The organism is Streptomyces sp. NPDC053755 (assembly GCF_040677675.1).
GTDB lineage: Bacteria > Actinomycetota > Actinomycetes > Streptomycetales > Streptomycetaceae > Streptomyces.
Map to the genome: position 1 here is coordinate 175,545 of NZ_JBFASK010000008.1, position 22,486 is coordinate 198,030.

The 22,486-nt window shown below is 73.5% G+C and carries 23 protein-coding genes; 10 read left to right on the top strand and 13 right to left on the bottom strand.

From position 1 onward, the window contains the following. Positions 1-46: 46 nt before the first annotated feature. The gene (locus AB0K65_RS11550; protein WP_365715575.1) at positions 47-1,189 is read left to right on the top strand and encodes a hypothetical protein; all 1,143 of its coding nucleotides are present in this window, start codon (positions 47-49) and stop codon (positions 1,187-1,189) included. A gap of 16 nt (positions 1,190-1,205) precedes the next feature. On the opposite strand, the gene AB0K65_RS11555 is transcribed toward AB0K65_RS11550, so the two are convergent. Next, on the bottom strand, positions 1,206-2,093 hold the full coding sequence (locus tag AB0K65_RS11555) for an EamA family transporter (RefSeq protein WP_365715615.1): 888 nt from the start codon (positions 2,091-2,093) through the stop codon (positions 1,206-1,208). A gap of 220 nt (positions 2,094-2,313) precedes the next feature. Between AB0K65_RS11555 and AB0K65_RS11560 the strand changes: the two genes are divergently transcribed. Then, the gene (locus AB0K65_RS11560; protein ID WP_365715576.1) at positions 2,314-3,282 is read left to right on the top strand and encodes a LysR family transcriptional regulator; all 969 of its coding nucleotides are present in this window, start codon (positions 2,314-2,316) and stop codon (positions 3,280-3,282) included. On the opposite strand, the gene AB0K65_RS11565 is transcribed toward AB0K65_RS11560, so the two are convergent. Then, positions 3,279-3,872 (bottom strand): MBL fold metallo-hydrolase, encoded by a 594-nt coding sequence (locus AB0K65_RS11565; protein ID WP_365715577.1) that lies wholly within the window; start codon positions 3,870-3,872, stop codon positions 3,279-3,281. The genes AB0K65_RS11560 and AB0K65_RS11565 overlap by 4 nt on opposite strands. Before the next feature lie 91 nt (positions 3,873-3,963). Here AB0K65_RS11565 and AB0K65_RS11570 point away from each other — a divergent pair, with 91 nt between their 5' ends. Beyond that, positions 3,964-4,989, top strand: a complete 1,026-nt coding sequence (locus tag AB0K65_RS11570; protein WP_365715578.1) for a helix-turn-helix domain-containing protein — start codon at positions 3,964-3,966, stop codon at positions 4,987-4,989. Between the two features lie 69 nt (positions 4,990-5,058). Here the strand turns inward: AB0K65_RS11570 and AB0K65_RS11575 are convergent, their stop codons facing one another. Next, entirely contained in the window at positions 5,059-7,806 is a 2,748-nt protein-coding gene (locus AB0K65_RS11575) for an FAD-binding and (Fe-S)-binding domain-containing protein (RefSeq protein ID WP_365715579.1), read from the bottom strand. A 62-nt stretch (positions 7,807-7,868) separates the two neighbouring features. Between AB0K65_RS11575 and serC the strand changes: the two genes are divergently transcribed. Further along, positions 7,869-8,987 carry a phosphoserine transaminase gene (gene serC, locus AB0K65_RS11580; protein ID WP_365715580.1) on the top strand — a complete coding sequence of 373 codons (1,119 nt, stop codon included), beginning with the start codon at positions 7,869-7,871 and terminating at the stop codon, positions 8,985-8,987. An 84-nt stretch (positions 8,988-9,071) separates the two neighbouring features. Here the strand turns inward: serC and AB0K65_RS11585 are convergent, their stop codons facing one another. From AB0K65_RS11585 to AB0K65_RS11600, 4 genes are all read right to left on the bottom strand, one after another. After that, entirely contained in the window at positions 9,072-9,437 is a 366-nt protein-coding gene (locus AB0K65_RS11585) for a hypothetical protein (protein WP_365715581.1), read from the bottom strand. A gap of 168 nt (positions 9,438-9,605) precedes the next feature. Beyond that, positions 9,606-10,616, bottom strand: coding sequence for a WD40 repeat domain-containing protein (locus AB0K65_RS11590; protein WP_365715582.1), 1,011 nt, complete (start codon positions 10,614-10,616; stop codon positions 9,606-9,608). A gap of 264 nt (positions 10,617-10,880) precedes the next feature. Continuing rightward, positions 10,881-11,672 carry a hypothetical protein gene (locus tag AB0K65_RS11595; RefSeq protein ID WP_365715583.1) on the bottom strand — a complete coding sequence of 264 codons (792 nt, stop codon included), beginning with the start codon at positions 11,670-11,672 and terminating at the stop codon, positions 10,881-10,883. Positions 11,673-11,680: 8 nt separating this feature from the next. Next, a complete protein-coding gene (locus AB0K65_RS11600) occupies positions 11,681-12,370 on the bottom strand; it encodes a hypothetical protein (protein ID WP_365715584.1) in 690 nt (229 codons plus the stop codon). Positions 12,371-12,613: 243 nt separating this feature from the next. On the opposite strand from AB0K65_RS11600, the gene AB0K65_RS11605 reads away from it, so the two are divergent. After that, entirely contained in the window at positions 12,614-13,309 is a 696-nt protein-coding gene (locus AB0K65_RS11605; RefSeq protein WP_365715585.1) for a GDSL-type esterase/lipase family protein, read from the top strand. A gap of 84 nt (positions 13,310-13,393) precedes the next feature. Here the strand turns inward: AB0K65_RS11605 and AB0K65_RS11610 are convergent, their stop codons facing one another. Continuing rightward, positions 13,394-13,864, bottom strand: coding sequence for a carboxymuconolactone decarboxylase (locus AB0K65_RS11610; protein ID WP_365715586.1), 471 nt, complete (start codon positions 13,862-13,864; stop codon positions 13,394-13,396). A 103-nt stretch (positions 13,865-13,967) separates the two neighbouring features. Between AB0K65_RS11610 and AB0K65_RS11615 the strand changes: the two genes are divergently transcribed. Further along, positions 13,968-14,477: a MarR family transcriptional regulator gene (locus tag AB0K65_RS11615; protein WP_365715587.1), complete on the top strand. Its 510-nt coding sequence runs from the start codon at positions 13,968-13,970 to the stop codon at positions 14,475-14,477. A 121-nt stretch (positions 14,478-14,598) separates the two neighbouring features. Here AB0K65_RS11615 and AB0K65_RS11620 read toward each other — a convergent pair whose 3' ends face one another. Next, positions 14,599-15,645, bottom strand: coding sequence for an SGNH/GDSL hydrolase family protein (locus AB0K65_RS11620; RefSeq protein ID WP_365715588.1), 1,047 nt, complete (start codon positions 15,643-15,645; stop codon positions 14,599-14,601). Between the two features lie 124 nt (positions 15,646-15,769). Here AB0K65_RS11620 and AB0K65_RS11625 point away from each other — a divergent pair, with 124 nt between their 5' ends. After that, on the top strand, positions 15,770-16,759 hold the full coding sequence (locus tag AB0K65_RS11625) for an aldo/keto reductase (protein WP_365715589.1): 990 nt from the start codon (positions 15,770-15,772) through the stop codon (positions 16,757-16,759). Between the two features lie 187 nt (positions 16,760-16,946). On the opposite strand, the gene thpR is transcribed toward AB0K65_RS11625, so the two are convergent. Further along, positions 16,947-17,516, bottom strand: coding sequence for an RNA 2',3'-cyclic phosphodiesterase (thpR, locus tag AB0K65_RS11630; RefSeq protein WP_365715591.1), 570 nt, complete (start codon positions 17,514-17,516; stop codon positions 16,947-16,949). A 103-nt stretch (positions 17,517-17,619) separates the two neighbouring features. On the opposite strand from thpR, the gene AB0K65_RS11635 reads away from it, so the two are divergent. Continuing rightward, positions 17,620-18,126 carry a GNAT family N-acetyltransferase gene (locus tag AB0K65_RS11635; RefSeq protein ID WP_365715592.1) on the top strand — a complete coding sequence of 169 codons (507 nt, stop codon included), beginning with the start codon at positions 17,620-17,622 and terminating at the stop codon, positions 18,124-18,126. Between the two features lie 60 nt (positions 18,127-18,186). On the opposite strand, the gene AB0K65_RS11640 is transcribed toward AB0K65_RS11635, so the two are convergent. Together AB0K65_RS11640 and AB0K65_RS11645 are read right to left on the bottom strand one after the other, a co-directional pair. Beyond that, positions 18,187-19,533 (bottom strand): MFS transporter, encoded by a 1,347-nt coding sequence (locus AB0K65_RS11640; RefSeq protein WP_365715593.1) that lies wholly within the window; start codon positions 19,531-19,533, stop codon positions 18,187-18,189. Between the two features lie 43 nt (positions 19,534-19,576). Further along, entirely contained in the window at positions 19,577-20,038 is a 462-nt protein-coding gene (locus AB0K65_RS11645; protein ID WP_365715594.1) for a MarR family transcriptional regulator, read from the bottom strand. A gap of 132 nt (positions 20,039-20,170) precedes the next feature. Between AB0K65_RS11645 and AB0K65_RS11650 the strand changes: the two genes are divergently transcribed. Next, positions 20,171-20,362: a ribbon-helix-helix protein, CopG family gene (locus tag AB0K65_RS11650; RefSeq protein WP_365715595.1), complete on the top strand. Its 192-nt coding sequence runs from the start codon at positions 20,171-20,173 to the stop codon at positions 20,360-20,362. A 49-nt stretch (positions 20,363-20,411) separates the two neighbouring features. Here the strand turns inward: AB0K65_RS11650 and AB0K65_RS11655 are convergent, their stop codons facing one another. After that, positions 20,412-21,863, bottom strand: coding sequence for an NCS2 family permease (locus tag AB0K65_RS11655; protein WP_365715596.1), 1,452 nt, complete (start codon positions 21,861-21,863; stop codon positions 20,412-20,414). Between the two features lie 255 nt (positions 21,864-22,118). Between AB0K65_RS11655 and AB0K65_RS11660 the strand changes: the two genes are divergently transcribed. After that, positions 22,119-22,409 carry a DUF2530 domain-containing protein gene (locus tag AB0K65_RS11660; protein ID WP_365715597.1) on the top strand — a complete coding sequence of 97 codons (291 nt, stop codon included), beginning with the start codon at positions 22,119-22,121 and terminating at the stop codon, positions 22,407-22,409. Positions 22,410-22,486 lie beyond the last annotated feature (77 nt).

The window sequence follows — 22,486 nt, forward strand, 5'->3', positions numbered from 1 at the left end:
GGGTCGTCCAACGGTCGAGCAGGGTCGACGAGCGGGGGACGGACGTATGAGGCGTGATCCGGCACGGACGATGACGGGCGTCGGGGCGGCGGCCCTGTTCCTGGGAGCGCTCACCGCGACGGGTGCGGCGCACGCCGCACCCGTCGCGAACGGCGTGGACGCGAGGGCGACCCTCACGGCGGACGCCAAGGCCGCGGCTCCGGGAAGGACGGTGATCTTCACCGTCGGGGCCGACGTCGTGTCGGGCACGGCGCCCGCGCTGGGCGTGACGATCGCGCTGCCGCGCGGGGTCACGTACGAGAAGTCCGGCAGCCACCCGGCGCTCTGCGCACCCACGACGGACGGGCGCACCCTCACCTGCCGGGCCCGGGGCTCCGAGCAGCACGTGGGAGAGCAGGTGTATCTGAGGCTCGGCGAGGACGTGCCGACGGGCACCACGCTGACCCTCACGGCCACCGCGGACATCGGCGACGCGGTCGACACCAGGCCCGAGGACAACACCGCGACCGCGACGGTCGACGTCCGGACGGGCAACGACGTGGGCGTGGAGTGGAAGGCGCCGTCCGGTTCCGTGCGGCCGGGCGAGACGGTCCGGACCGAGCTGGTCGTGACCAACCACGGACCCGGACGGATCGAGAGCTTCGTGGTGCACCTGTCCCTCTACGGCGACTACCACGGCTACTGGCCGAGGGAGTACGACAAGGCCTGCTGGTCCGACCCCGGCTCCCTCATCTGCGACCTGTACGACGGCCTGGCGCCCGGTGAGAGCCGCGCTCTCCCCTTCACCTGGAAGTTCCCGCAGAAGGCGGCCGGGACGACCTTCCGCGTCCCGGCGGGGCTGTACATCCGCGACATCCTCGACCCCGTGGCGGAGAACGACAGGGACGAGCTGGTGATCCGGATCGCGAAGGGGTCGAAGCCCACGCCGCCGGCCACCCCGCCGACCGCCACCCCGACGACCGGGTCGCCGAGCCCGGAGCCCACCGCGACCCCCGCGCCGACCTCGTCCTCCCCGGCCCCGGCCCCGTCCGTCACCCCGCCGGGCGGCTCCGGATCCGGGGGCGAGCTGGCCCGCACGGGCAGCGGGTCGGTGGCCGCGACCGCCGGTCTGGCCGGGACGCTGATCGTGGCCGGCGGGCTCGCGCTGCTCGTGCGGCCCCGCAAGGTCAGCGGTCGGCCGGACGCCTGACCCGGGTGCGGACGGGTCAGCGGTCGGCCGCGCGCCTGACCTGGGTGCGGACCGCGCCCATGCTGGCCGCGATCACGAGGGCGATGGCCAGGGCGTCCGTCGGGGAGAGGGCCTGACTGAGCACCAGGAAACCGGCGGTCGCCGCGATCGCCGGCTCCAGGCTCATCAGGACCGCGAACGTCGGCGCGGGCAGCCGGCGCAGCGCCAGGAGCTCGAGCGTGTACGGCAGGACCGAGGAGAGCAGAGCGACGGCGAGGCCCAGGCCGATCGTCGACGGCACGAGGAGCGAGTCCCCCGCCTCCGCGATCCCGAGCGGCAGGCTGAGGACGGCGCCGAAGGCCATCGCGAGCGCGAGGCCGTCCGCCTGCGGGAAGCGGCGGCCGGTGCGGGCGCTGAAGACGATGTAGGCCGCCCACATCGCGCCGGCGGCGAGCGCGAACGCCGCGCCCACCGGGTCGAGGCGGTCGAATCCGCCGCCGCCGAGCAGGACGACACCGCCGAGGGCCAGTCCGGCCCAGAGCACGTTCACGAGCCGGCGGGAGGCCACCACGGACAGGATCAGCGGGCCGAGGACCTCCAGGGTGACGGCGGCTCCGAGCGGAATCCGGTCGGCGGCCTGGTAGAAGAGGATGTTCATGCCCGCCATGGCGGTGCCGAAGGCGACGACGGTGCCCCAGTCCGCGCGCCCGTAGCCGCGGACCTTCGGCCGGCAGACGACCAGCAGGACGGCGGCGGCGAGGACCAGCCGCAGGGTCACCACCCCCAGCGCGCCGGCCCGGGGCATCAGCAGGACCGCGAGGGCGGACCCGAACTGCACGGACAGGCCTCCGGTGACCACGAGCGCCACCGGGCCGAGGCGGTTCGCGCGCCCGGCACCGGCGGAGACGGCCGCGGCCTCCGGCACGGAGACGGCGGCGATGTCCTTGACCGGGCTGTCCACCGGCTCACTTCCTCACATGATCATGCGGTTCATCTCAATGCACTTTCAGTACAGAATAGTGCACCCATGCCCGGGTGTCGCGGCACCCGGCCGAGCATCCCCGGGGAGAGCCTCCGACTGTCACGGTACGAGCCCCCGCGCGGCACCGGAAATGCCGAATGGGCTGCGGTTATGCTCGCCGGACATGGGCATCGAGCTGCGTCACCTCCGCTCCTTCCTCGCCATCGCCGAGGAGGGCAACGTGACGAGGGCCGCCGCCCGTCTCCACCTCACCCAGCCCGCCGTCTCCCGCACGCTCGCGGCTTTGGAGAGACACCTCGGCGTCCGCCTCGTCGACCGCTCCACCCACCACCTCGCCCTCACCGCCGAGGGCCGCGCCTTCCACGACCGGGCGGCCGCCGCCGTCGCCGCCTTCGACGCCGCCCTGGACCCGGAGCCCCTGCGCCACCGGCCGCTGCGGCTCGGCCACGCCTGGGCGGCCTTCGGCCCGTACACGACCCCCCTGCTACGGCGCTGGCGGCGCGAGCACCCCGAGACCCCTCTCGACCTCCTCCGCGTCGACGACCGCACCGCCGGACTCGTACGCGGCGAGGTGGACGCGGCCCTGCTCCGCGGCGAGGTGGACGCGCCGGGCCTCGCCACCGAAGAGCTGATCACCGAGACCCGGGTCGCCGCACTGCCGGCGGACAGCCCCCTGGCGGGGCGCGAGAGCGTGCTCCTCGCGGACCTCGCCCGCGAGACCGTCGTCCTCAACACCGTCTCCGGCACGACCACCCTCGACCTCTGGCCCAGCGCGCCCCGCCCCGTCGGCACGCTCACCGTGGCCAACACCGACGACTGGCTCGCCGCGATCGCCGCGGGCCGGGGCGTCGGCGTCTCGGCCGCCTCGACGGCGGACATGCACCCGCATCCGGGCGTCGCCTACCGCCCTCTTCTGAACGCGCCCCTCGTCCACACCGTCCTCGCCTGGCGGGACGCGGCCCCGCATCCGGCGATCGGGGCGCTGGTCGCCCTCGCCCGCGAGATCACCCGGAGCCCGGGACCCGGCCCGGGACCCGGCCCCGACGACGGGCTCCGGAGACCGTCCGGCCACACCCCGGGCCGGGTGGAGGACGAGAGCGGCCCCTCCCCTTCGGGCCGGGTGCGGGACTAGACCGGCACGCGCTCCACCGTCGCGAACGGCTCCCCGTGCCCCGGGACGATCACGTCCGACGCCGCCATCACCCGGAGGCGCGAGGTGCGCAGCGTGTCGCGGTCCGGGGCCACCGGGTCGTCCGCCGGGCCGTCCGGGCGCCACCACAGGTCACCGACGAAGGCCACCACACCGTCCGCCGTACCGGCCAGGAGGGTGATGTCCTCGGCGCTGTGGCCGGGGGTACGGATCAGCCGCAGGGAGCCCGTGAGTTCGTGGCCCTCGGCGTCCCGGTCGGTCCACTGGTCGTCGAGGTACTCCGCCTTGTGGTCATGGACGCGGGCCCGCCCGAAGAGGCCGACGTTCATGGTGTTGTCGGGGTGGTGGTGGCTGAGCACGACATCGGTGATGTCGTCCGGCCCCAGGCCCAGTTCGGCGAGCGGCCCGAGGATGCGGTCGCGGTGGGCCACCATGCCCGGGTCGACGATCACATGCCGGTCGCCGTCTCGCACGTACGAGACGGTGGCGGCGACGCCGGGGCCGGTGGAGAGCGTGTAACCGGTGGTCAGGACGGTGTAACGAGCGCTGGTGCCGAGCGGCTTCTCTGTCATGCCCCCACTCTCGCCGGGCCCGGAGCCGGTCACGAGTGGCCGTTCTGCCACCGATCGCGGGTTTCGTGCCAGCCCGTGGCACACTCCCCGCATGAAGGTCGCTGCCTACGCCCCGCCGCGCGTCGGCATGCTCGCCGTCGGTCTCGTCGCCGAGGTCTTCGGCGCCCGCGCCCCCGGCCTGCCGCGGTTCGACTTCGCCCTCTGCACCGAACGTCCCGGACAGGTCCCCACCGACCTCGGCGTGCCGCTCGCCGTCGAGCAGGGACTCGACCGGATCGCCTCCGCCGACCTCGTCCTCGCCCTCCCGTGGGCCGACTTCCGCACCCCGCCCCCCGACCCCGTGCTCGACGCCCTGCGGGCCGCCCGCGCCCGCGGCGCGCTGGTCGGGGCCCACTGCGTGGGGACGTTCGCGCTGGCCGCCGCCGGGCTGCTCGACGGGCTGCGGGCCACCACGCACTGGCGGTTCGCCGATCTCCTCGCCCGCCGCCACCCGTCCCTCACCGTCGAACCCGACGCGCTGTACGTGGACGAGGGCCGGATCCTCACCGGCGCGGGCGCCGCCGCCGGGTTCGACCTGTGCCTGCACCTGCTGCGCCGGGAGTACGGGGCCGCCGCCGCCAACGCCGTGGCCCGTGACCTCGTGCTGCCCCCGCACCGCGACGGAGGGCAGGCGCAGTACCTCGCGGCCCCCGTCCCCGAGGACGGCGAGGACGAACGGCTCGCGGACGTCCTCGCCTGGGCCCGCGCGCACCTCCACGAACCGCTGCCGGTCGCGGAGCTGGCCCGGCGCGCGCTGATGAGCCGCCGCTCCTTCGCCCGCCGCTTCACGGCCGCGACGGGCACGACCCCGCACGCCTGGGTGCTGGGCCTGCGGCTCGCCCGGGCGGAGGAACTCCTGGAGACGACCGACCTGCCCGTCGAGGAGGTCGCCCGTCGCGTCGGGTACGGCAGCGCTGCCGTCCTGCGCGAGCAGTTCGTCCGCCGCCGGGGCGTCCCGCCCCGCACCTACCGCCGCACCTTCGGCCGCACCCCGGACCGCGGGGCCCTCCCGGGCGGGACGCCGGCCCGGGAGACCGCGATGGGCGGGGCACCGGACCGCGGAGCCCCGGCTCCCTGACCCCGTGGCCGCCCCGGGCACGGCCCGGCCCGGGACTCCCGTCGGCCCCCGGGGCCCGCCGCCCCCGTCCTACCGCCCCTCCTCCTCGCCGGAGGTCAGCGCCTCCGCCAGGACCTCCGCCAGGTGGCGGGCCCGGTGGTCGGTCAGGTGGCCGATCTGGGTGCGGCAGGAGAAGCCGTCGGCGAGGACGACGGCGTCCCCGCCGTCCGCCGCCGCCGTCCGGAGCGCGGGCAGGAGCTGGTCCTCGGCGCACGCCACGGACACCTCGTAGTGGCCCGGCTCGAAGCCGAAGTTGCCCGCCAGACCGCAGCAGCCCCCGCTCAACTCGCCCACGAGCCCCGCCCGTCGGCGCAGCACACGCTCGGCCGAGTCGCCGAGCACCGCGTGCTGGTGGCAGTGGGTCTGCCCGACGACGCGCCGGTCGAGCCGCGGGGGCTCCCAGCCGGGCGCGAACTCCTCCAGGGCCTGGGCGAAGGTCCGTACGGACGAGGCGAGCCGGGCCGCGCGCGGGTCGTCCGGCAGCAGCTCCGGCAGGTCCGTGCGCAGGGCCGCGGCACAGGACGGCTCCAGGACGACGACCGGCGCCCCGAGCACCGGGTCCATCACGTCCAGGGTCCGTCGCATCGTCGCCCGGGCGCGGTCCAGCTGGCCGGTCGAGACGTAGGTCAGGCCGCAGCAGACCCGTCCCGGCGGCAGGCCCACACCGACGCCCGCCGCGCCCAGGACCCGTACCGCCGCCTTGCCGACCCGCGGCGCCAGGTGGTTGGTGAACGTGTCGGGCCACAGCAGCACGTCCGACGACGGTCCGAGCCTCGCCCCGAACCAGGAGACGAAGCTCCGGGCGGCCACCCTCGGCAGCGGCCGTTCGGGGGCGGAGCCCGCCAGGCGGGCGGCGAAGGGCAGCATCCGCCCGATGTTCAGGGCCGGCCCGAACCAGCGCAGCCACTCCGGCAGCCGGCCCATCGACAGATGCGCCCGCGGCCTGCGCCGCCCTTCGTAGTAGCGGTCGAGGAACTCCGCCTTGTACGCGGCCATGTCGACGCCCACCGGGCAGTCGCTCCTGCACCCCTTGCACGACAGGCACAGATCCAGCGCCTCCCGCACCTCCTCCGAACGCCAGCCGTCCGTGACGACCTCCCCGAGGGCCATCTCGTGCAGCAGCCTGGCCCGTCCCCGGGTCGAGTGCCGCTCCTCCCCCGTCGCGCGGAACGAGGGACACATGACGCCCGGCCCCGTGCTCGGCCCCTCCACCCGGCACTTGGCGACCCCCACACAGCGGACGACCTCGGGGACGACCACGGGCAGACCGGTGAAGCGGAGGTTCTCGTCCAGCCGGGCCGGCCGCACCAGCGTGCCCGGGTTCAGACCGCCGTCCGGGTCCCACAGGTCCTTGACCTCGCCGAAGAGCCGGACGAGGCCCGGGCCGTACATCCGCGGCAGCAGTTCGGCCCGCGCCTGCCCGTCCCCGTGCTCCCCCGACAGCGAGCCGCCGTGCGCGACCACCAGGTCCGCGACCGCCTCCGAGAACTCCCGGAACCGCCCGACGCCCGCCCCCGTCCACAGGTCGAAGTCGACGCGGACGTGGACGCAGCCGTCACCGAAGTGCCCGTACGGCGTCCCGCGCAGCCCGTACTCCTTCAGCAGGGCCCGGAACGCGCGCAGATACGACCCCAGGCGGGCGGGTGGCACCGCGCAGTCCTCCCACCCCGGCCAGGCCGCCGTCCCGTCGGGCATCCGGGTCGCCGTTCCGGCGGCGTCCTCGCGGATCCGCCACAGCGTGCGCTGCCCGGCCGGATCCGTCACCACCGCCGCGTCCAGGGCGTCCGCCGCCCGGACCAGGGACCGCGCCGCCGGCTCCCCGTCCATCTCGACGAAGAGCCACGCCCCGCCCCTGGGCAGCCCGACCGGGTCCCGCACCAGGTCGGCGGCCATCCCCTCCACCGTCAGCGGGCCGTGCGCGAGGAGCCCCGCCGCCGCGTCGGCCGCCGCGCTCTCGTCGGCGTACCCGAGGACGGCCAGCACGGGCGAGGCCGGCGCCTCCACCAGCCGCACGGTCGCCTGGGTCAGCACCCCCAGCGTGCCCTCGCTCCCGCAGAACGACCGGGCCACGTCCGCGCCCCGCTCCGGCAGCAGCGCGTCGAGCGCGTAGCCGGAGATCCGGCGGGGCAGACCGTCCGGATAGCCGGTCCGCAGCGCCGCCAGGTGCGCCCCGATCAGGTCCCGCAGACCGTCCGGCGCGCCCCGCCAGTCCCGGCCGAGGCGCAGCGCTGTCCCGCCGTAGGTGAGGACGTCGAGCTCCCGGACGTTGTCGGCGGTGGTTCCCCAGGCCACCGAGTGCGCCCCGCAGGCGTTGTTGCCGATCATCCCGCCGAGGGTGCAACGGCTGTGGGTGGACGGGTCGGGTCCGAAGGTGAGCCCGTGCGGGCGGGCCGCCTCCCGCAGCCGGTCGAGGACGAGCCCCGGCTGGACGACGGCCGTCCGGGCCTCGGGGTCCAGGGAGACGACGGCGCGCATGTGGCGGGTGAAGTCGAGCACGACGCCGGTGCCGGTCGCCTGTCCGGCGATGGAGGTGCCGCCGCCGCGCGCGACCACCGGAACGCCGAAGTCCCGGCACAGGGACAGGGCCGCCGCCACGTCCGCCGCGTCGCGGGGGGCGACCACCCCGAGCGGTACCCGGCGGTAGTTGGACGCGTCCATCGTCGTCAGGGCACGCGCGGTGGTGCCGAAGTCGACGTCTCCGGCGACGGCGACGCGGAGCGCCGCTTCCAGTCCTTCGTCTCTTCCCACCAGGTCAGGATGGACCACTCGTCGTCTCATCCGCCGTCTCATCCGGCGGACATCGTCTGACGCGGCCCTTCCGACCGGATACGCTCCGTCTCGTGGCTGAGATCCGGATTCCCGCTGACATCAAGCCCGCCGACGGCCGTTTCGGCGCGGGCCCCTCCAAGGTGCGTACGGAGGCGCTGGACGCCCTGGCCGCCACCGGCACCTCTCTCCTCGGCACGTCCCACCGCCAGGCCCCGGTCAAGAACCTGGTCGGCGAGGTACGTGCCGGAGTGCGTGACCTCCTCTCGCTGCCCGAGGGCTACGAGGTGATCCTGGGCAACGGCGGCTCGACCGCCTTCTGGGACATCGCGACCCACGGGCTGATCGAGTCGAAGTCGCAGCACCTCACCTTCGGCGAGTTCTCCTCCAAGTTCGCGAAGGCCGCGAAGCTGGCCCCCTGGCTGGCCGAGCCGACCGTGATCTCCTCCGACCCGGGCACCCACCCGGAGCCGAAGGCCGAGGCGGGCGTCGACGTCTACGCGTTCACCCACAACGAGACCTCCACCGGTGTCGCGGCCCCGGTCAAGCGGGTCGCCGGCGCCGACGAAGGCGCGCTGGTCCTGGTCGACGCGACCTCCGGCGCGGGCGGCCTGCCGGTCGACATCACCGAGTCGGACGTCTACTACTTCGCCCCGCAGAAGTCCTTCGCGGCCGACGGCGGTCTGTGGCTCGCGGCGTTCTCCCCGGCCGCCCTGGAGCGCGCGAAGAAGATCCACGAGTCCGGCCGTCACATCCCGGAGTTCTTCTCCCTGCCGACGGCGATCGACAACTCGCTGAAGAACCAGACGTACAACACCCCGGCCCTGTCGACCCTCTTCCTGCTCAACGAGCAGCTGAAGTGGATCAACGGCCAGGGTGGTCTGGACTGGGCCGTGGCCCGTACGAAGGAGTCGTCGCAGAACCTGTACGGCTGGGCCGAGGACTCGAAGCACGCGACGCCCTTCGTCACGGACCCGGCGAAGCGCTCGCAGGTCATCGGCACGATCGACTTCTCCGACGAGATCGACGCGGCGGCGGTCGCCAAGGCGCTGCGCGCCAACGGCATCGTGGACACCGAGCCGTACCGCAAGCTGGGACGCAACCAGCTGCGGGTGGCGATGTTCCCGGCGGTCGACCCGGCGGACGTACAGGCGCTGACGGCCTGCATCGACTACGTGATCGACAAGCTCTAGCGGTTCTCAGGGCGAGGGGCCCGGCGGTGACACGCCTCCGGGCCCCTCGCCGTGTCCCGCTCCCCCGTCCTCACCCGGGCGCGCTCAGCCGGACTGGGCCTTCACGTGGTCGATCACCTCGTTGAACTCGACGGTCGGCGAGAACTCCACGACGTCGACGTCCTCCAGCGCCTCGGGCGCGTGCCCGGGACCCCAGTAGTAGGCCTGACCCGCCTCGTAGGTCTCCTCGCCCGAGGCGGTCCGCATCCTGATCCGGCCGCTCAGCAGATAGCCCCAGTGGGGGCACTGGCAGAGGTCGCCTTCCAGCCCCTTGAGCGCCGGCCCCATGTCGGTGCCCTTCGGAAGGTGGATGAAGGCGACGGTCATGTCGCCTCCGGCCTCGCGCATACGGAAGTCCAGTCCCCCGCCCTCCATGGCGACGGGGGTGTCCTCGCGAGTGAATCCGGTCATGGTTCCTCCACGCCTCTCACGACCGGTCCGGTCCCGGCGTCGGGTCCTCCGGTCCCCGGCGACCGGTCTCCTTCCAGTCTCGACCCGGGGGCGCTCCGGGTCGACGCGGGCAGGTCGGCGGCGGTCGGCCCCGACGCGAAGGACGGCTCCCCCCCGGGGCGGCGGCGGTCAGCCCCGGCGCAGGAGACGCTTTCCGCCGATGACCAGGGCGGTCGCGAGGCCGAGGACGATCACGCCGGTCGTGAAGTCGCCCTGCTCGCTCTCCTGCCCGCTCGTCCCGCCCTCGCCGTTCCCCGCGTCGTCCCCGCCGCCGGGCGGGGTGGTGGCCCCTCCGGGGGCCGACGGGGCCGGGTGACCGCCCGCCTTCCCCACCTCGACCCGCACGACCCGGCTGTCCTTGCCCTCCGAGCCGAACATCAGCGCCGAGCCGTCCTTCGTGTACGTCACCGACTCCGCCTGCCCCTGGAACGGCGCGCCCACGGACTCCCCCTCGCCCACGATCCGGCCGTCCTTCCAGCCGTAGGCCCGGGCGGAGAAGTACCCGCGCAGGACGAGCGTCCCGCCGTCCGGCGAGAAGGCCCCGTCGGTCACCCACGGCACCTCGCCGATCCGCCGGAAGACGTTGGTGCCGGCCGAGGAGAGCCGCTCGGGGCCGGCGTAGAGGCCGCCGCCGTCCTCGTTCTTGCTGGCGATGTAGACCCGGCCGGTTTCGGGATGGACCATCAGCGCCTCGGCGTTGCGGGCGCCGTCGGCGTACTTCACGTCGTACTGCCTGGCCTGGACGGTCTGGTCCTTCAGCTCCTTCGGCTCGGGGAAGCGGTAGATCCACACGTGGTCCCAGGAGCCGTCGAGGTTGTCGCCGATGTCGCCGACGTAGATGTCCCCGTCGGGGCCGACGGAGACGGCCTCCATGTCCCGGGGGGTGCCGACGCCCTTCATGGTGAGCGTCGCGACGGTCTCGCCGGTACGGGAGTCGATGCCGTAGATCAGCGGGGCGTCCTGGTCGTTGTGCGTCCAGTAGACGCCGGGGTGGGCGCGGCTGGCGGCGAGACCGCTGGACTCGGTGATCCGGGCGTCCTTGACCGTGAAGTCCCGGTCGGCCTCGGCGGCCCCGGCCGGGCCGGCCGCGGAGAGCAGGAGGAGGACCGCGGCACCGGAGGCGTACAGGAGCGAGCGCATGGCCCAAGCCTGCCACGGGCGCCGACGGGGCCGCCCCCGGGTGACCGGGGGCGGCCGTCGCACGGAGGACGGTCCGGCAGCGGGCCCACGAGCCATCCACGGGCCGTTCGCGCCGGTGGTCGCCTCAGGAACCGCGGCCGGGCGGCCGCGCCGGTGGGCGCGGCCCTCGGACCGGGCCGCGCGCCGCGGTCGACCGAGCCGCGCCGCGGCCGTCAGCAGCCGGAGCCGTAGGCCACGGTCGGCAGCCGGAGCCGCGCGCCGCGGTCAGCAGCCGGAGCCGGCGGTCGCCGCCGAGGCGGCGAAGCGCTTCTTCGCGACCGGCTTGGCCGCCTTCAGCTCCGCGGCGAGCAGTTCGGCGGCCTGGCCGGCCAGCCGGTCCTCCAGGGCGGCGATGGCGTTCGCGCCGGCCGCCGGGCCGGCTGCGGGCGCCTTGACGGCCTTCGCCGTCCGGTGGGCGCGGCCCTCCAGTTCGCCGTTGCCGATGATCCCGGCGTCGTAGGGGATCTCGGACCCTCCGCCGAGGCCGCGCCAGCGTGCGGGCTCGGGCTCGTCTCCCGGCGCGCACCGGGCCTCCTCCCAGACCATGGCCATGATGTAGGAGTGCCCCGTCTCCACACGGGGCCGCTCGTGCATGGCCATCTTCCGCGGGGCGTCGACGGCGCCGTCGCGGAACTGCCATCCGAACGCGTGGTAGTTCCACGTCTTCGGCGCCTGTCGCGTGGCGCCGTTCCGGGACCACAGCACCTTGTCGATCCGCAGGGTGACCTGGCGTCCGATGACCCCCTCGCCGCGGTCGACCTCCTGGCGGCTGGGCGGGAGCCGCCGTTCGGCGACGGCGGAGACCACGACGACGTGGTCGGCGTAGGTGACCCAGTCCTCGGCGGTCGTGCTGGGCAGGTGGTCGGCGGCCTCGCCCAGGATCACGCCGTCGGCGGACCGGTCCTGCGCGGCGGGTCCGTCCGGGACGGTCAGCAGGGAGGCGGTCACTGCGGCGGTGACGACCGCGGTGACGACGGCCGTCGCTCCGGCGGCCGCGATACGTGTACGGCGTCTCACGGTTCCCCCTAGAAGACGGAGTTGATGTTGTCCCGGTTGTTGGCCCCGAGGCCGACACCGTCACCCACGGGGGTCACCATGCAGCCGAGGGCCGTGTTCGTGTTGGTGAGCCGGGGAGACGCCTGCTGGCCGTGGACGAGGCCGATGGCGTGACCGGTCTCGTGGCAGGAGAGGCCGCGCGAGTAGTAGCCGGCCCCGCGGATACGGATGTACTGCTGGTCGCAGCCGTACGAGCTGCCGTCCACCGCGTCGTTGCACCAGGTGACGCCGTCCGAGCTGTCGGACAGGTTGGTCGAGCCCTCCTGGTAGACGATGTCGGTCTCCGCGTCGCCGCTGAAGACGGGCGAGGAGTCGTACGAGATCGTCAGGTCCGTGGGCCCGTAGTCGTTGCTCATGGTGCTCTGGACGGCGGTCCGGTCGGGAGACTCCAGTTCGTACTCGCCGCCGCTGTCCATGTAGTAGCTGACGGCCGCGTTGTCGGTGCGGCAGCTGATCTGGCCGTCACCGCCGTCGGGGTCGTTGTGGCAGGTTCCCGTGTTGTTGGCGGTGGGATGGATGTTGTCGGTGGTGGCGGCCCAGGCCACCCCGGCACCGATCCCGACCGTCAGCGCGACGGCGAAGGTGGTCCATCTCGCGGCGCGGCGGCGCTTGTCCCTGCCGGTGGTGGCGTCGGTGGCTCTGTCCGTGGCTATCGGCACGGTTCCCCTTCTTCGTGCGGTCAGTGTCACTTCGGTGATCTGTTGCACGCGGGAGACAGTAACCCCTCGACCACGCTTCGCGGAGGGCAATTTCGTTACACGCAAAGGGAGTTGGGGCCCGGCTGGGGTCATTCCGCGACACGGGAGGACGTCCCGGCCGAAGGCGGGACGTGCCGTGTCGGTCCGGTGCCGTGTCGGGGATCACGTCGCAGGGCGCCGCCGCCGTCGGTGATGATGGGCGCCATGCGTTTCATGTTCGTCGGTGACAGTTGCACGATTGGCAGTGCCGGCGACTGCACGTGGCGCTACCGGATGTGGCAGCACCTGGAGTCCGGGTTCGGCGGACCGTACGAGATCGTCGGCCCGCGCACCGAGCTGTACGACAAGGCCGCCGGGGCGCCCCTCTCCCATGACTACGCCGATCCGGCGTTCCCCGCCGCCGCCCGGCGCCACCTGGCGGGCTGGGGCGAGGGCTGGCTGCACATGGCGCCGCTGATCGGCGAGGCGGTGACCACCACGAGGGCGGACGTCCTGCTGGTCTTCCTGGGCCTGATAGACCTCGGTTTCTACACGAACAGCGATCAGACCGCCGCCAGTGTCCGCGCCTTCGTGGCAGCGGCCCGGGCGGCCAACCCGCACGTCAAGGCCGTCCTGATGCCGGTCATCCCCAACGTCCGGGCCGAGTCCGACGCGCCCTTCGCCGCCGAGTGCGACCGCTTCAACGTACTGCTCGCGAAGACGGTCGCCGACCTGGACACGGCGGCCTCCCCGCTGCTGCTCGCCACCACCCCGGAGTCGTACGACCTCCGCGCGGACACCTACGACGGCACGCACCCCGGCCCGACGGGCGAGCACAAGCTGGCGGGCGCGTTCGCGGACGCCATGCACCAGGCGTGGGGCCTCGGCGCTCCGTACGGAGCGCCGGCCGCCACCCGCTGAGGACCGCCCGCCCAGCCGTTCCCGCGAGCGCCGGCCGGATGACGGCGGATCCTTCGTGCGGCGAGCGGAGGGCCGACGGCCGTCTCACGCCGAGCCTGTGAGGCGGTTCGCCAGGGTGGACAGGGTGTACGCGCCGATGCCGAGGACGACCTCCAGGGCGTTCCTGCGGTCGTAGCCGTGCCGGAGGAAGCGGTGCAGCTCGTCGTCGCCCACCGCGCCGGACGAGGCGAGCACCGCACAGGTGAAGCGGTGTATCGCCGCCAGCCGTTCGGGATGCTCCGCCGGGCCGAGAGCGGCCAGCTTCTTCTCGTGCAGCGCGATGCACAGATGGCACTGGTGGCGGTGGGCGACCGCGAGGACGACGGTCTCGCGGGAGTGCGGTTCGAGGGTCGTGGACTCGAACTTCGCGCTCAGTTCGAGGAAGCCGTCGAGCGTGTGCGGGGACTCCGCCATGCGGGCGACCGCCTGCGGGAGGTGACCCCAGGCGGCGGTCACGGCCTCCATCGCGGGGCGGGCGGCGGGCGGGGCGGTCTCCACGGTGTGGTCGGTGAACAAGGCGACTCCAGGGCGAGAGGAAGGGACCGGGGCGAGAGAGGCGCGCGGGAGGACGTGCGGGGGCAGCGTGCGGCGGCGCGCGGGAGGACGTAGAATCGACAACATGGTTGACCATGCCGAGGAGAGAAACGTAAACCAGGTTGTCGAAGAGGGCAAGGGGTACGAGCTGCCGTTCCTCCTCTTCGCCGGCTTCCGCACGCTCATCGACCGGCTCCACGCCGAGCTGGCCGGTCAGGGCCACCCCGGCCTACGCCCGGCCTACGGCTTCGCCATGCAGGCCATCGGCCCCGGCGGGGCGACCGCCAGCGAGATCGGGCGGCGGCTCGGCGTCTCCAAGCAGGCGGCGGGCAAGACCGTCGACCGGCTCCTCGACCTGGGCTACGCCCAGCGCACCGACGACCCCGCCGACGCGCGCCGCAAGCTCGTCCGGCTCACCCCGCGCGGCTTCGACGCCCTCGCGCGCTCGGCCGCGATCTTCGACCGGCTGCGCGCGGAGTGGACGGACGCCCTCGGCGCGGGGCGCGTAGGGGACCTGGAGAACGCGCTGCGGACCGTCGTGCCGCCGGAGACGGCGTACCGCCTCGACGCCACGAGCTGGCTCGGCGGCACCTGACCGACGCCGCGCCCACCCTGGCGCGCCCGGCGGCACGCCGCCCCCTCCCACCGGCCCCTGCTCGCACCGAGTTCTTCCTCGCGCCGAGTCCCTTCCTCGCGGCGGCACCCCTGGCGCCGCCCTAGGCCGGCCCCCGCCCGTACATCGCCGCGATCGACTGGGCGACCGTGTCCCCGTTCGCGTCCCGGCCCGTCTCGTCCGCCCCCAGGAACCACGGGAACGTCTGGTGGTGCAGCGTCACCTGCGACGGCTCCAGGAGGCCGCCCACCGCCCGCCCCGTCCCGTCGCAGGCCGTCGCCGACCCCGTCGCGGCGTAGAGGTCGACGAAATGGGCGCCGTGCCGCTTCGCCTTCTCGGCCATCAGGGTGTTCAGCCGGGCCTGGACCGTGTCGTCGAGCAGCGGCCACGCGGCCTCCGGCACGTCCGCGAGCGGACGGTCGGCGCCCCCCGGGAGGTCCGTGCGGCACAGCGCCCGGTCCTTCGGGACCAGCCGCGGATAGCCCACGAGCACGACGTCGGCCGAGGGGGACTCGCTGGAGATCTCCGAGAACAGCTTGTCCAGGTCCTTGCCGGTCTCCTCGAAGCGCGCCTCCAGCCAGGCCGCGCCCGCGCCGCGGGCGAAGTACGCGGCGCACTCGCCCGCCGGGGACCCCGGGTCCACGGGGGCGTCCGGAAGGAGCGAGCCCTCCGTCCCGCGCAGGCGCGCGGAGCACTGCTTGAGCACCTGTCCGACGCCCGCCGTGCCGGCGCCGAGGCCCACGACGACCAGCCGGGTCTCCTTCGTCAGGGCACGCTTCTGGGGGGCGGCGCTCAGGCCGCCGCCGAGGTCCTGCGGCTCCCAGACGTGGTTCAGCCGGGCGCCCGCGCAGGACACGTCCGCCGTGATGTCGAGCAGGATCGACTGATCGGCGAGCTGGTCCTCGATCACGTCGGGAAGGTTCTCCCGCGCCCGCACGCACAGCAGCGCGCCGTCCTCGACGGGGGCGATGCCGTAGCCGCCGATCGACGCGTCGCCCAGGAAGGCCGCCGGCACCGGCCCGGCCGGCACCGGAGCACCCGCACCGGACCGCGGTCCCGGGCCGGGCTCCGGTCCGGCGCCCCCGGTCCCTCCCCCCACCACCGCCATCAGCAACGCCACCGCCGCGCACGCCGTGCTCCTCAGCCCCATGCCCGCATTGAAGCGCGCCGGACGGACGGACTCGCCGCGTCCAGGCCCGGCTCACCCGGAGGAGCGATACGGCCGAAATCAAACCCTTGCTTCGAGCGCACTCCAACGCCTTGGCTGTATGTCCATGAAGTACACGCAGCTCGGACGCACCGGACTCAAGGTCAGCCGACTCGTCCTCGGCACGATGAACTTCGGCCCGCAGACCGACGAGGCCGACAGCCACGCCATCATGGACGCCGCGCTCGACGCGGGGATCAACTACTTCGACACCGCCAACGTCTACGGCTGGGGCGAGAACAAGGGCCGTACCGAGGAGATCATCGGCACCTGGTTCGACCAGGGCGGCGACCGCCGCGACCGGACCGTCCTCGCCACCAAGGTCTACGGCAACATGGCGGCCGACGGGGAGGTGTGGCCGAACCACGACCGGCTCTCCGCCGTCAACATCCGCCGGGCCGTCGAGGCCAGCCTCAAGCGCCTGCGGACCGACTACATCGACATCTACCAGTTCCACCACATCGACCGCCGGACCCCCTTCGAGGAGATCTGGCAGGCGATCGACGTGCTGATCCAGCAGGGCAAGATCCTCTACGCCGGTTCCTCCAACTTCCCCGGCTACAAGATCGCCCAGGCCAACGAGGCCGCCGCCCGGCGCGGCGCCGTCGGCCTCGTCAGCGAGCAGTGCCTCTACAACCTCGCCGAGCGGCGCGCCGAGATGGAGGTCATCCCGGCCGCGCAGGAGTACGGCCTCGGGGTCATCCCCTGGTCGCCGCTGCACGGCGGCCTGCTCGGCGGCGTCCTGAGGAAGGAGAGCACGGGCAAGCGGCGGGCGTCCGGGCGGTCGGCGGACGCGCTGGCCAACACCTCCGTACGCGCGCAGGTGCAGGCGTACGAGGATCTGCTCGACAAGCACGGGATCGAGCCCGGCGAGGCGGCCCTGGCCTGGCTGCTCACGCGGCCCGGCGTGACCGGCCCGATCGTCGGCCCGCGCACCGCCGAGCAGCTGCAGAGCGCGCTGCGGGCCGTCGAGCTGGAGCTCTCGGAGGAGGTGCGGGCCGGTCTCGACGAGATCTTCCCGGGCCCGGGGCCGTCCCCGGAGGCCTTCGCCTGGTGACGGGTGCGCCGGTCACCGGGCCGGACGCGAAGCCGGTCACCGGGCCCACCGCGCCGGTCCCGGGCAGGGCGGCGGGCGCGGTCGACCGGCCGCCTCACACGACGGAGGCCACCGCGATGATCGCGAACATCAGGACGAGTACGCCGGCCATGATCCGGTTACGGGTTTTGGGGTCCACCCCTCGAGGTTAACCCGCCCCGCCCAGCGGCCAGGCGCCGACCTTCTCGTACCGCGGCTGTTCTCCCGGCACACCGCTCACCGGGAGACGGCTGCGGACGAGCGCCAGCTCCCCCACCTGCCAGCGGCTGCCCTCGAAGGGGGCGAGCACGTCGAGGAAGGGGCGCAGGTCCGTGTCCACGCGGGCCCGGGCGATCGTCAGGTGCGCCTGGTAGCGGCGGTGCTCGTCCATCGCCACGCCCGCCCGCCGCGCGGCGGCGTCGGCACGCTCGGCCAGCAGCCGCAGCTCGTCCAGACCGCCGGCCGCCCCCACCCACAGGGCGCGCCGGCCGAAGTGACCGCCTCCGTGGAGGCGCAGCGGGAACGGCGCGGTGCGGTGGGCGGCGCGGGCGAGGCGCTCGTGGAGGTCGGGGAGCAGCTCCTCGTCGACCTCGCCCATGAAGGCGAGCGTGAAGTGCCAGCCGGGCCGTGAGGTCCAGCGCAGAGCGTCGGCGCCGGGGAGGTGGGCCAGGCGGTCGACCACCCCGGCGAGCTCGTCGGTCGCTTTCCCGGGCGGCAGTACGGCAGCGAAGAGCCTCATGGGGAGAGTCTGGCAGCGGTCGGGGCCCGGCTCCCTGATCAGGCCCGGGGAACCGGTCGATATGCGGGGCGGGGCCGGGGAGGCAGGCCCTACCCTCGGGCGGATGGAGATCCGAATCAGGAAGGGCGGGGCGGACGACGTACCCGCGATACTCGCGATGCTCGACAGCGCCGTCGCCTGGCTGAACGGCAAGGGCATCACCGACCAGTGGGGCACCGAGCCGTGGTCGGCGCGGCCGAAGGCGGTGCGCCAGGTCGAGGAGACGGTGCTGGAGGGCAGCCCGTGGATCGCCGAGATCGACGGTGTCCCGGCGGGCACGCTCACGCTGACGCCGCATCCCGGTCCCCATGTGGCGCGGGTGGAGGAGCCGGAGCTGTACGTCCGGCTGCTGACGATCGACGGCCGCTTCCACGGGCGGGGCGTCGGCGCGGCGCTGCTGGCGCACGCGGCCGAGGAGACGCGGCGGCAGGGTCTCTCCCTGCTGCGGGTCGACTGCTTCGCGGGCAGCGAGGGGCGGCTGGTGGCGTACTACGAGAGCCAGGGCTTCACGCCGACGGAGCCCTTCACGGTGGGCGAGTGGCGCGGCCAGGTCCTGGAGCGCCGGGTCTGACCGGCGGGCGCGCGAGGAGGGGTGAGGGGCTTCTCCCGGGCCCCTCGCCCCTCGCCCCGATCACGCCGCCGTGGCCAGGCGCTCGCGGGCCTCGCGGGCCACGACGCGGACCCGCGGGTGGCCGCGGCGCCACGCGAACGACATCCTCAGGCCGCCGATCTTCGCCAGGATCAGGGCGATGACGACGGCCGCCGTCAGGCTGACCAGCCCGCCGGTCGCGAAGCCTGCCCGGGCGCCGTAGGTGTCGGTCACCCAGCCGAGCAGCGGGGCCCCGATCGGGGTGCCTCCGACGAAGATCATCATGTACAGGCTCATCACACGGCCCCGCATGACGGGGTCCGTCGCCAGCTGGACGGCCGAGTTCGCGGTGACGTTGACGGTCAGGCCGACCATGCCGATCGGGACGAGCAGCAGGGCGAAGAGCCAGAACGACGGGGAGAGGGCCGCCGCGATCTCCAGGAGCCCGAAGGCCATCGCCGCGCCGACCACCATCCGCAGACGCGAGCTGCCGCGCCGGGCCGCGAGCAGGGCGCCCGCGAGGGAGCCGGCCGCCATCAGCGTGTTGAGGAAGCCGTACGTCCCCGCGCCCACGTGGTAGACGTCGTCGGCGAAGGCGGTCAGCCAGATCGGGAAGTTGAAGCCGAAGGTGCCGACGAAGCCCACGAGGACGATCGGCCACATGAGGTCCGGCCGCCCGGCCACGTACCGCAGCCCCTCGCGCAGCTGCCCCTTGCCCCGGGGGGCGCGCGCGACCTCGTGGAACTCTCCCGGCCGCATCAGCAGGAGGCCGGTGAGCGGGCCGAGGAAGAAGAGTCCGTTGAGCAGGAACGACCAGCCGCTGCCGACGGTGGCGATGAGGACGCCCGCGACGGCCGGGCCGATGAGCCGGGCGGACTGGAAGTTCGCGGAGTTCAGGGAGACGGCGTTGCGCAGCTGGTCGGGACCGACCATCTCGGAGACGAAGGTCTGGCGGGCCGGGCTGTCGACGACGGTGACCATGCCGAGGAGGAAGGCGACGAGGTAGACGTGCCACACCTGGACGTGGCCGGAGAGGGTCAGGACGGCGAGCGAGAGTCCGCAGAGGCCGAGGGCGGCCTGGCTGAACAGAAGGATGAGGCGCTTGGGGTAGCGGTCGGCGATGACACCGCCGTACAGGCCGAAGAGCAGCATCGGCAGGAACTGCAGCGCCGTGGTGATGCCGACGGCCGCCGAGGAGCCGGTGAGGCTGAGCACCAGCCAGTCCTGGGTGATCCGGGCCATCCACGTGCCGGTGTTGGAGACGATGGCGCCGGTGAAGAAGAGGCGGTAGTTGCGGATCTTGAGGGAGGAGAACGTTCCGCGGTTCTCGGGGGTGTCGCTGTCGGTGGGGTGGACGGGTGCGGAGTCTGCTCCGGGTCCCGTACTCAAAGCGCGTCGCCTCCTCGGCGTCGGTGGCGGGGCGGTCGGGCGACTACCCGCGGGGAAGGGGCGTCATGTGGGCGAGCTTCTCCAGGACGGGGGCGGCGGCACGCAGCGTGGCCCACTCGTCCTCGTCGAGGCCCTCGGCGAGGGTGGCCAGCCAGGCGTTCCGCTTGCGGCGGGACTCCTCGAGCATCGCCTCGGCGCGCTCGGTCTGGCTGACGACCTTCTGGCGCCGGTCGTCGGGGTGGGGCTCCAGCCTGACCAGGCCCTTGGCTTCGAGCAGCGCCACGATGCGGGTCATCGACGGCGGCTGGACGTGTTCCTTGCGGGCCAGCTCGCCGGGCGTGGCGGAGCCGCAGAGCGACAGCGTGCCGAGCACCGACATCTCGGTCGGGCTCAGTGACTCGTCGACGCGCTGGTGCTTGAGGCGTCGGCTCAGCCGCATGACGGAGGAGCGAAGCGCGTTCACGGCCGCGACGTCGTCTGCGGTGCCGTGGGACAGGTCGGGCATGTTCTTTAGACTAACTCATTACTCTGGCTAAGTACCAATGGGAAGGGCGAGACCCGTATGCATCACCCGAACGAGTGAGATGCCTACGGAAAGCGACGCAGCGGGCCGGTCCCTGCCGCGACCCTGGCGGGCATGGGATCGACAGTGCTCAGCCTGCGCATCGACGGTGAGCTGCTCGACCGGCTCAGGGGACATGCCGCCAAACGCGGAATGAGCGTCCAGGACTATGTGGTCCGGACGCTCATTCGCGACGACTTCGACGAGCGGTTCCAGACCGCCGTCGACGAGACGGAGAAGTTCTACGGGGTGACCGGGCCCACGTGAGCCGCGGACCCGCGCACCGCGAGCCCTGGAGGCCCCGCGGAAGCGGCCGCTACGTGAGGCCGAGCGCCGGCATCGCGTAGTAGAAGACGAAGACCGCCGACACGACGTACATCGCCACCGGGACCTCGCGGCCCCGGCCGGCCGCGAGACGCAGCACGCTGAAGGCGATGAAGCCGATGCCGATGCCGTTCGTGATGGAGTACGTGAACGGCATCATCACCATGGCCAGGAACGCCGGCACCGCGATGGTGAAGTCGCTCCAGTCGATGTCCCTGACCGATCCCGCCATGATCAGGAAGCCGACCGCGAGCAGCGCGGGCGTCGCCGCCTGGGACGGGACCATGGTCGCCAGCGGCGTGAGGAACAGCGCCACCGAGAACAGCGCACCGGTCACCACCGAGGCGAGGCCCGTGCGCGCACCCTCGCCGACGCCCGCCGTGGACTCCACGAAGCAGGTGGTGGCGGAGGACGAGGTGGCACCGCCGGAGGCGACCGCCAGGCCGTCCACGAGGAGCACCTTGTTGATGCCGGGGAAGTTGCCGTCCTCGTCCATCAGCTTGGCCTCGTCGCCGACGCCGAGGATGGTGCCCATCGCGTCGAAGAAGCAGGACAGCAGCACGGTGAAGACGAAGAGGACGCCGGTCAGCATGCCGACCTTGTCGAAGCCGCCGAAGAGGCTCACCTCGCCGACCAGGCCGAAGTCGGGCGAGGCCACCGGGTTGCCGGGCCAGGTCGGGGTGGTCAGGCCCCAGGACGGGACGGTGGCGACGGCGTTGATCACCATCGCGACGAGCGTCATCACGACGATGGAGATCAGGATCGCGCCGGGGACCTTGCGGATGATCAGCGCGAGGGTCAGCAGGGTGCCGAGGACGAAGACCAGGACCGGCCAGCCGGTGAGGTGGCCGTCGGCGCCGAGCTGGAGCGGGACCGTGGTCTGCGCGGCGTCGGGCACGCGGGAGACGAAGCCCGAGTCGACGAGCCCGATCAGCATGATGAAGAGGCCGATGCCGATCGCGATGCCCTTGCGCAGCCCTGTCGGGACGGCGTTCATCACCCGCTCGCGCAGGCCCGTCGCGACCAGCAGCATCACCACGATGCCGGCGAGGACGACCATGCCCATGGCGTCAGGCCAGGACATCCGGGGCGCGAGCTGGAGCGCGACGACCGTGTTGACGCCGAGGCCGGCCGCGAGGGCGATCGGGACGTTGCCGATGACGCCCATGAGGAGCGTCGAGAAGGCTGCGGTGAGCACGGTCGCGGTGACCAGCTGGCCGCCGTCGAGCTGGTGCCCGTACATGTCCTTGGCGCTGCCGAGGATGATCGGGTTCAGCACGATGATGTAGGCCATCGCGAAGAAGGTGGCGAAGCCGCCGCGGACCTCGCGGGCGACGGTCGAGCCGCGCTCGGAGATCTTGAAGAAGCGGTCGAAGCCGGAGAGGGGCCCCTGGGGGGTACCGGGCTCGGGGGCGGAGGCCTTGGCGGCGGCCGTACTGCTCATCGGGGGTTCCTCTTCGGGATCAATTGGCGGTTCATACGAGAGAAACCCGCCAGAGGCAAACCGTTTCAGTATGAACACATGAACGAGCGGGCGTCCATCTCCGCGCGTAGACCCCCGTGTCGACGCCCCGGACCCACCTCGGCGGACGGGGCCGGGAGCTCCGGAGCCAGGCCGGAGGACGGGGCCGAGGCCGCCGGAGCCACGTCGGCGGACCGACCCGGACGACCCGGGAGGCCCGCCGCCTAGACTGGCCGCATGGCGAAGTGGATCCCGAAGCACGAGGCACCCGACCCCCTGGAGGGGCCGGTCGTCGCCACCATCACCGGCGGCACGATCCTCTGGTTCGTCCTGTTCCTGGTGCAGGTCCCCTTCTACGGCTGGTTCGACGACCGGGACGCCGCCTGGTGGGTGTGGACCTGCCTGGCCGGTGCGGGACTCGGCCTGATCGGCATCTGGTACGTCCGCCGGCGCGAGGCGGCCATCCGGCGGGCCGAGGCCGCGGCCCGGGAAGCGGAGCCCGCGCAGGCCCCCGGGGACCTCCCGTAGCACCGCGGGCCCCGGGCGCTCCCGTCAGCCCCTCCGGGTCCTCCCGTAGTACCCCGGGACCATTCCGGTCCTCCTCC

Excerpts from the sequence above, each read along its gene's own strand:
- AB0K65_RS11605 (WP_365715585.1), top strand. The coding sequence starts at position 12,614 with ATGCGTTTCATGTTCGTCGGTGACAGTTGCACGATTGGCAGTGCCGGC.
- thpR (WP_365715591.1), bottom strand. The coding sequence starts at position 17,516 with ATGAGGCTCTTCGCTGCCGTACTGCCGCCCGGGAAAGCGACCGACGAG.
- AB0K65_RS11575 (WP_365715579.1), bottom strand. The coding sequence starts at position 7,806 with ATGAGACGACGAGTGGTCCATCCTGACCTGGTGGGAAGAGACGAAGGA.
- AB0K65_RS11560 (WP_365715576.1), top strand. The coding sequence starts at position 2,314 with ATGGGCATCGAGCTGCGTCACCTCCGCTCCTTCCTCGCCATCGCCGAG.
- AB0K65_RS11590 (WP_365715582.1), bottom strand. The coding sequence starts at position 10,616 with ATGCGCTCGCTCCTGTACGCCTCCGGTGCCGCGGTCCTCCTCCTGCTC.
- AB0K65_RS11660 (WP_365715597.1), top strand. The coding sequence starts at position 22,119 with ATGGCGAAGTGGATCCCGAAGCACGAGGCACCCGACCCCCTGGAGGGG.
- AB0K65_RS11650 (WP_365715595.1), top strand. The coding sequence starts at position 20,171 with ATGGGATCGACAGTGCTCAGCCTGCGCATCGACGGTGAGCTGCTCGAC.
- AB0K65_RS11565 (WP_365715577.1), bottom strand. The coding sequence starts at position 3,872 with ATGACAGAGAAGCCGCTCGGCACCAGCGCTCGTTACACCGTCCTGACC.
- AB0K65_RS11620 (WP_365715588.1), bottom strand. The coding sequence starts at position 15,645 with ATGGGGCTGAGGAGCACGGCGTGCGCGGCGGTGGCGTTGCTGATGGCG.
- AB0K65_RS11625 (WP_365715589.1), top strand. The coding sequence starts at position 15,770 with ATGAAGTACACGCAGCTCGGACGCACCGGACTCAAGGTCAGCCGACTC.
- AB0K65_RS11655 (WP_365715596.1), bottom strand. The coding sequence starts at position 21,863 with ATGAGCAGTACGGCCGCCGCCAAGGCCTCCGCCCCCGAGCCCGGTACC.
- AB0K65_RS11615 (WP_365715587.1), top strand. The coding sequence starts at position 13,968 with ATGGTTGACCATGCCGAGGAGAGAAACGTAAACCAGGTTGTCGAAGAG.
- AB0K65_RS11645 (WP_365715594.1), bottom strand. The coding sequence starts at position 20,038 with ATGCCCGACCTGTCCCACGGCACCGCAGACGACGTCGCGGCCGTGAAC.
- AB0K65_RS11570 (WP_365715578.1), top strand. The coding sequence starts at position 3,964 with ATGAAGGTCGCTGCCTACGCCCCGCCGCGCGTCGGCATGCTCGCCGTC.
- AB0K65_RS11585 (WP_365715581.1), bottom strand. The coding sequence starts at position 9,437 with ATGACCGGATTCACTCGCGAGGACACCCCCGTCGCCATGGAGGGCGGG.
- AB0K65_RS11635 (WP_365715592.1), top strand. The coding sequence starts at position 17,620 with ATGGAGATCCGAATCAGGAAGGGCGGGGCGGACGACGTACCCGCGATA.
- AB0K65_RS11550 (WP_365715575.1), top strand. The coding sequence starts at position 47 with ATGAGGCGTGATCCGGCACGGACGATGACGGGCGTCGGGGCGGCGGCC.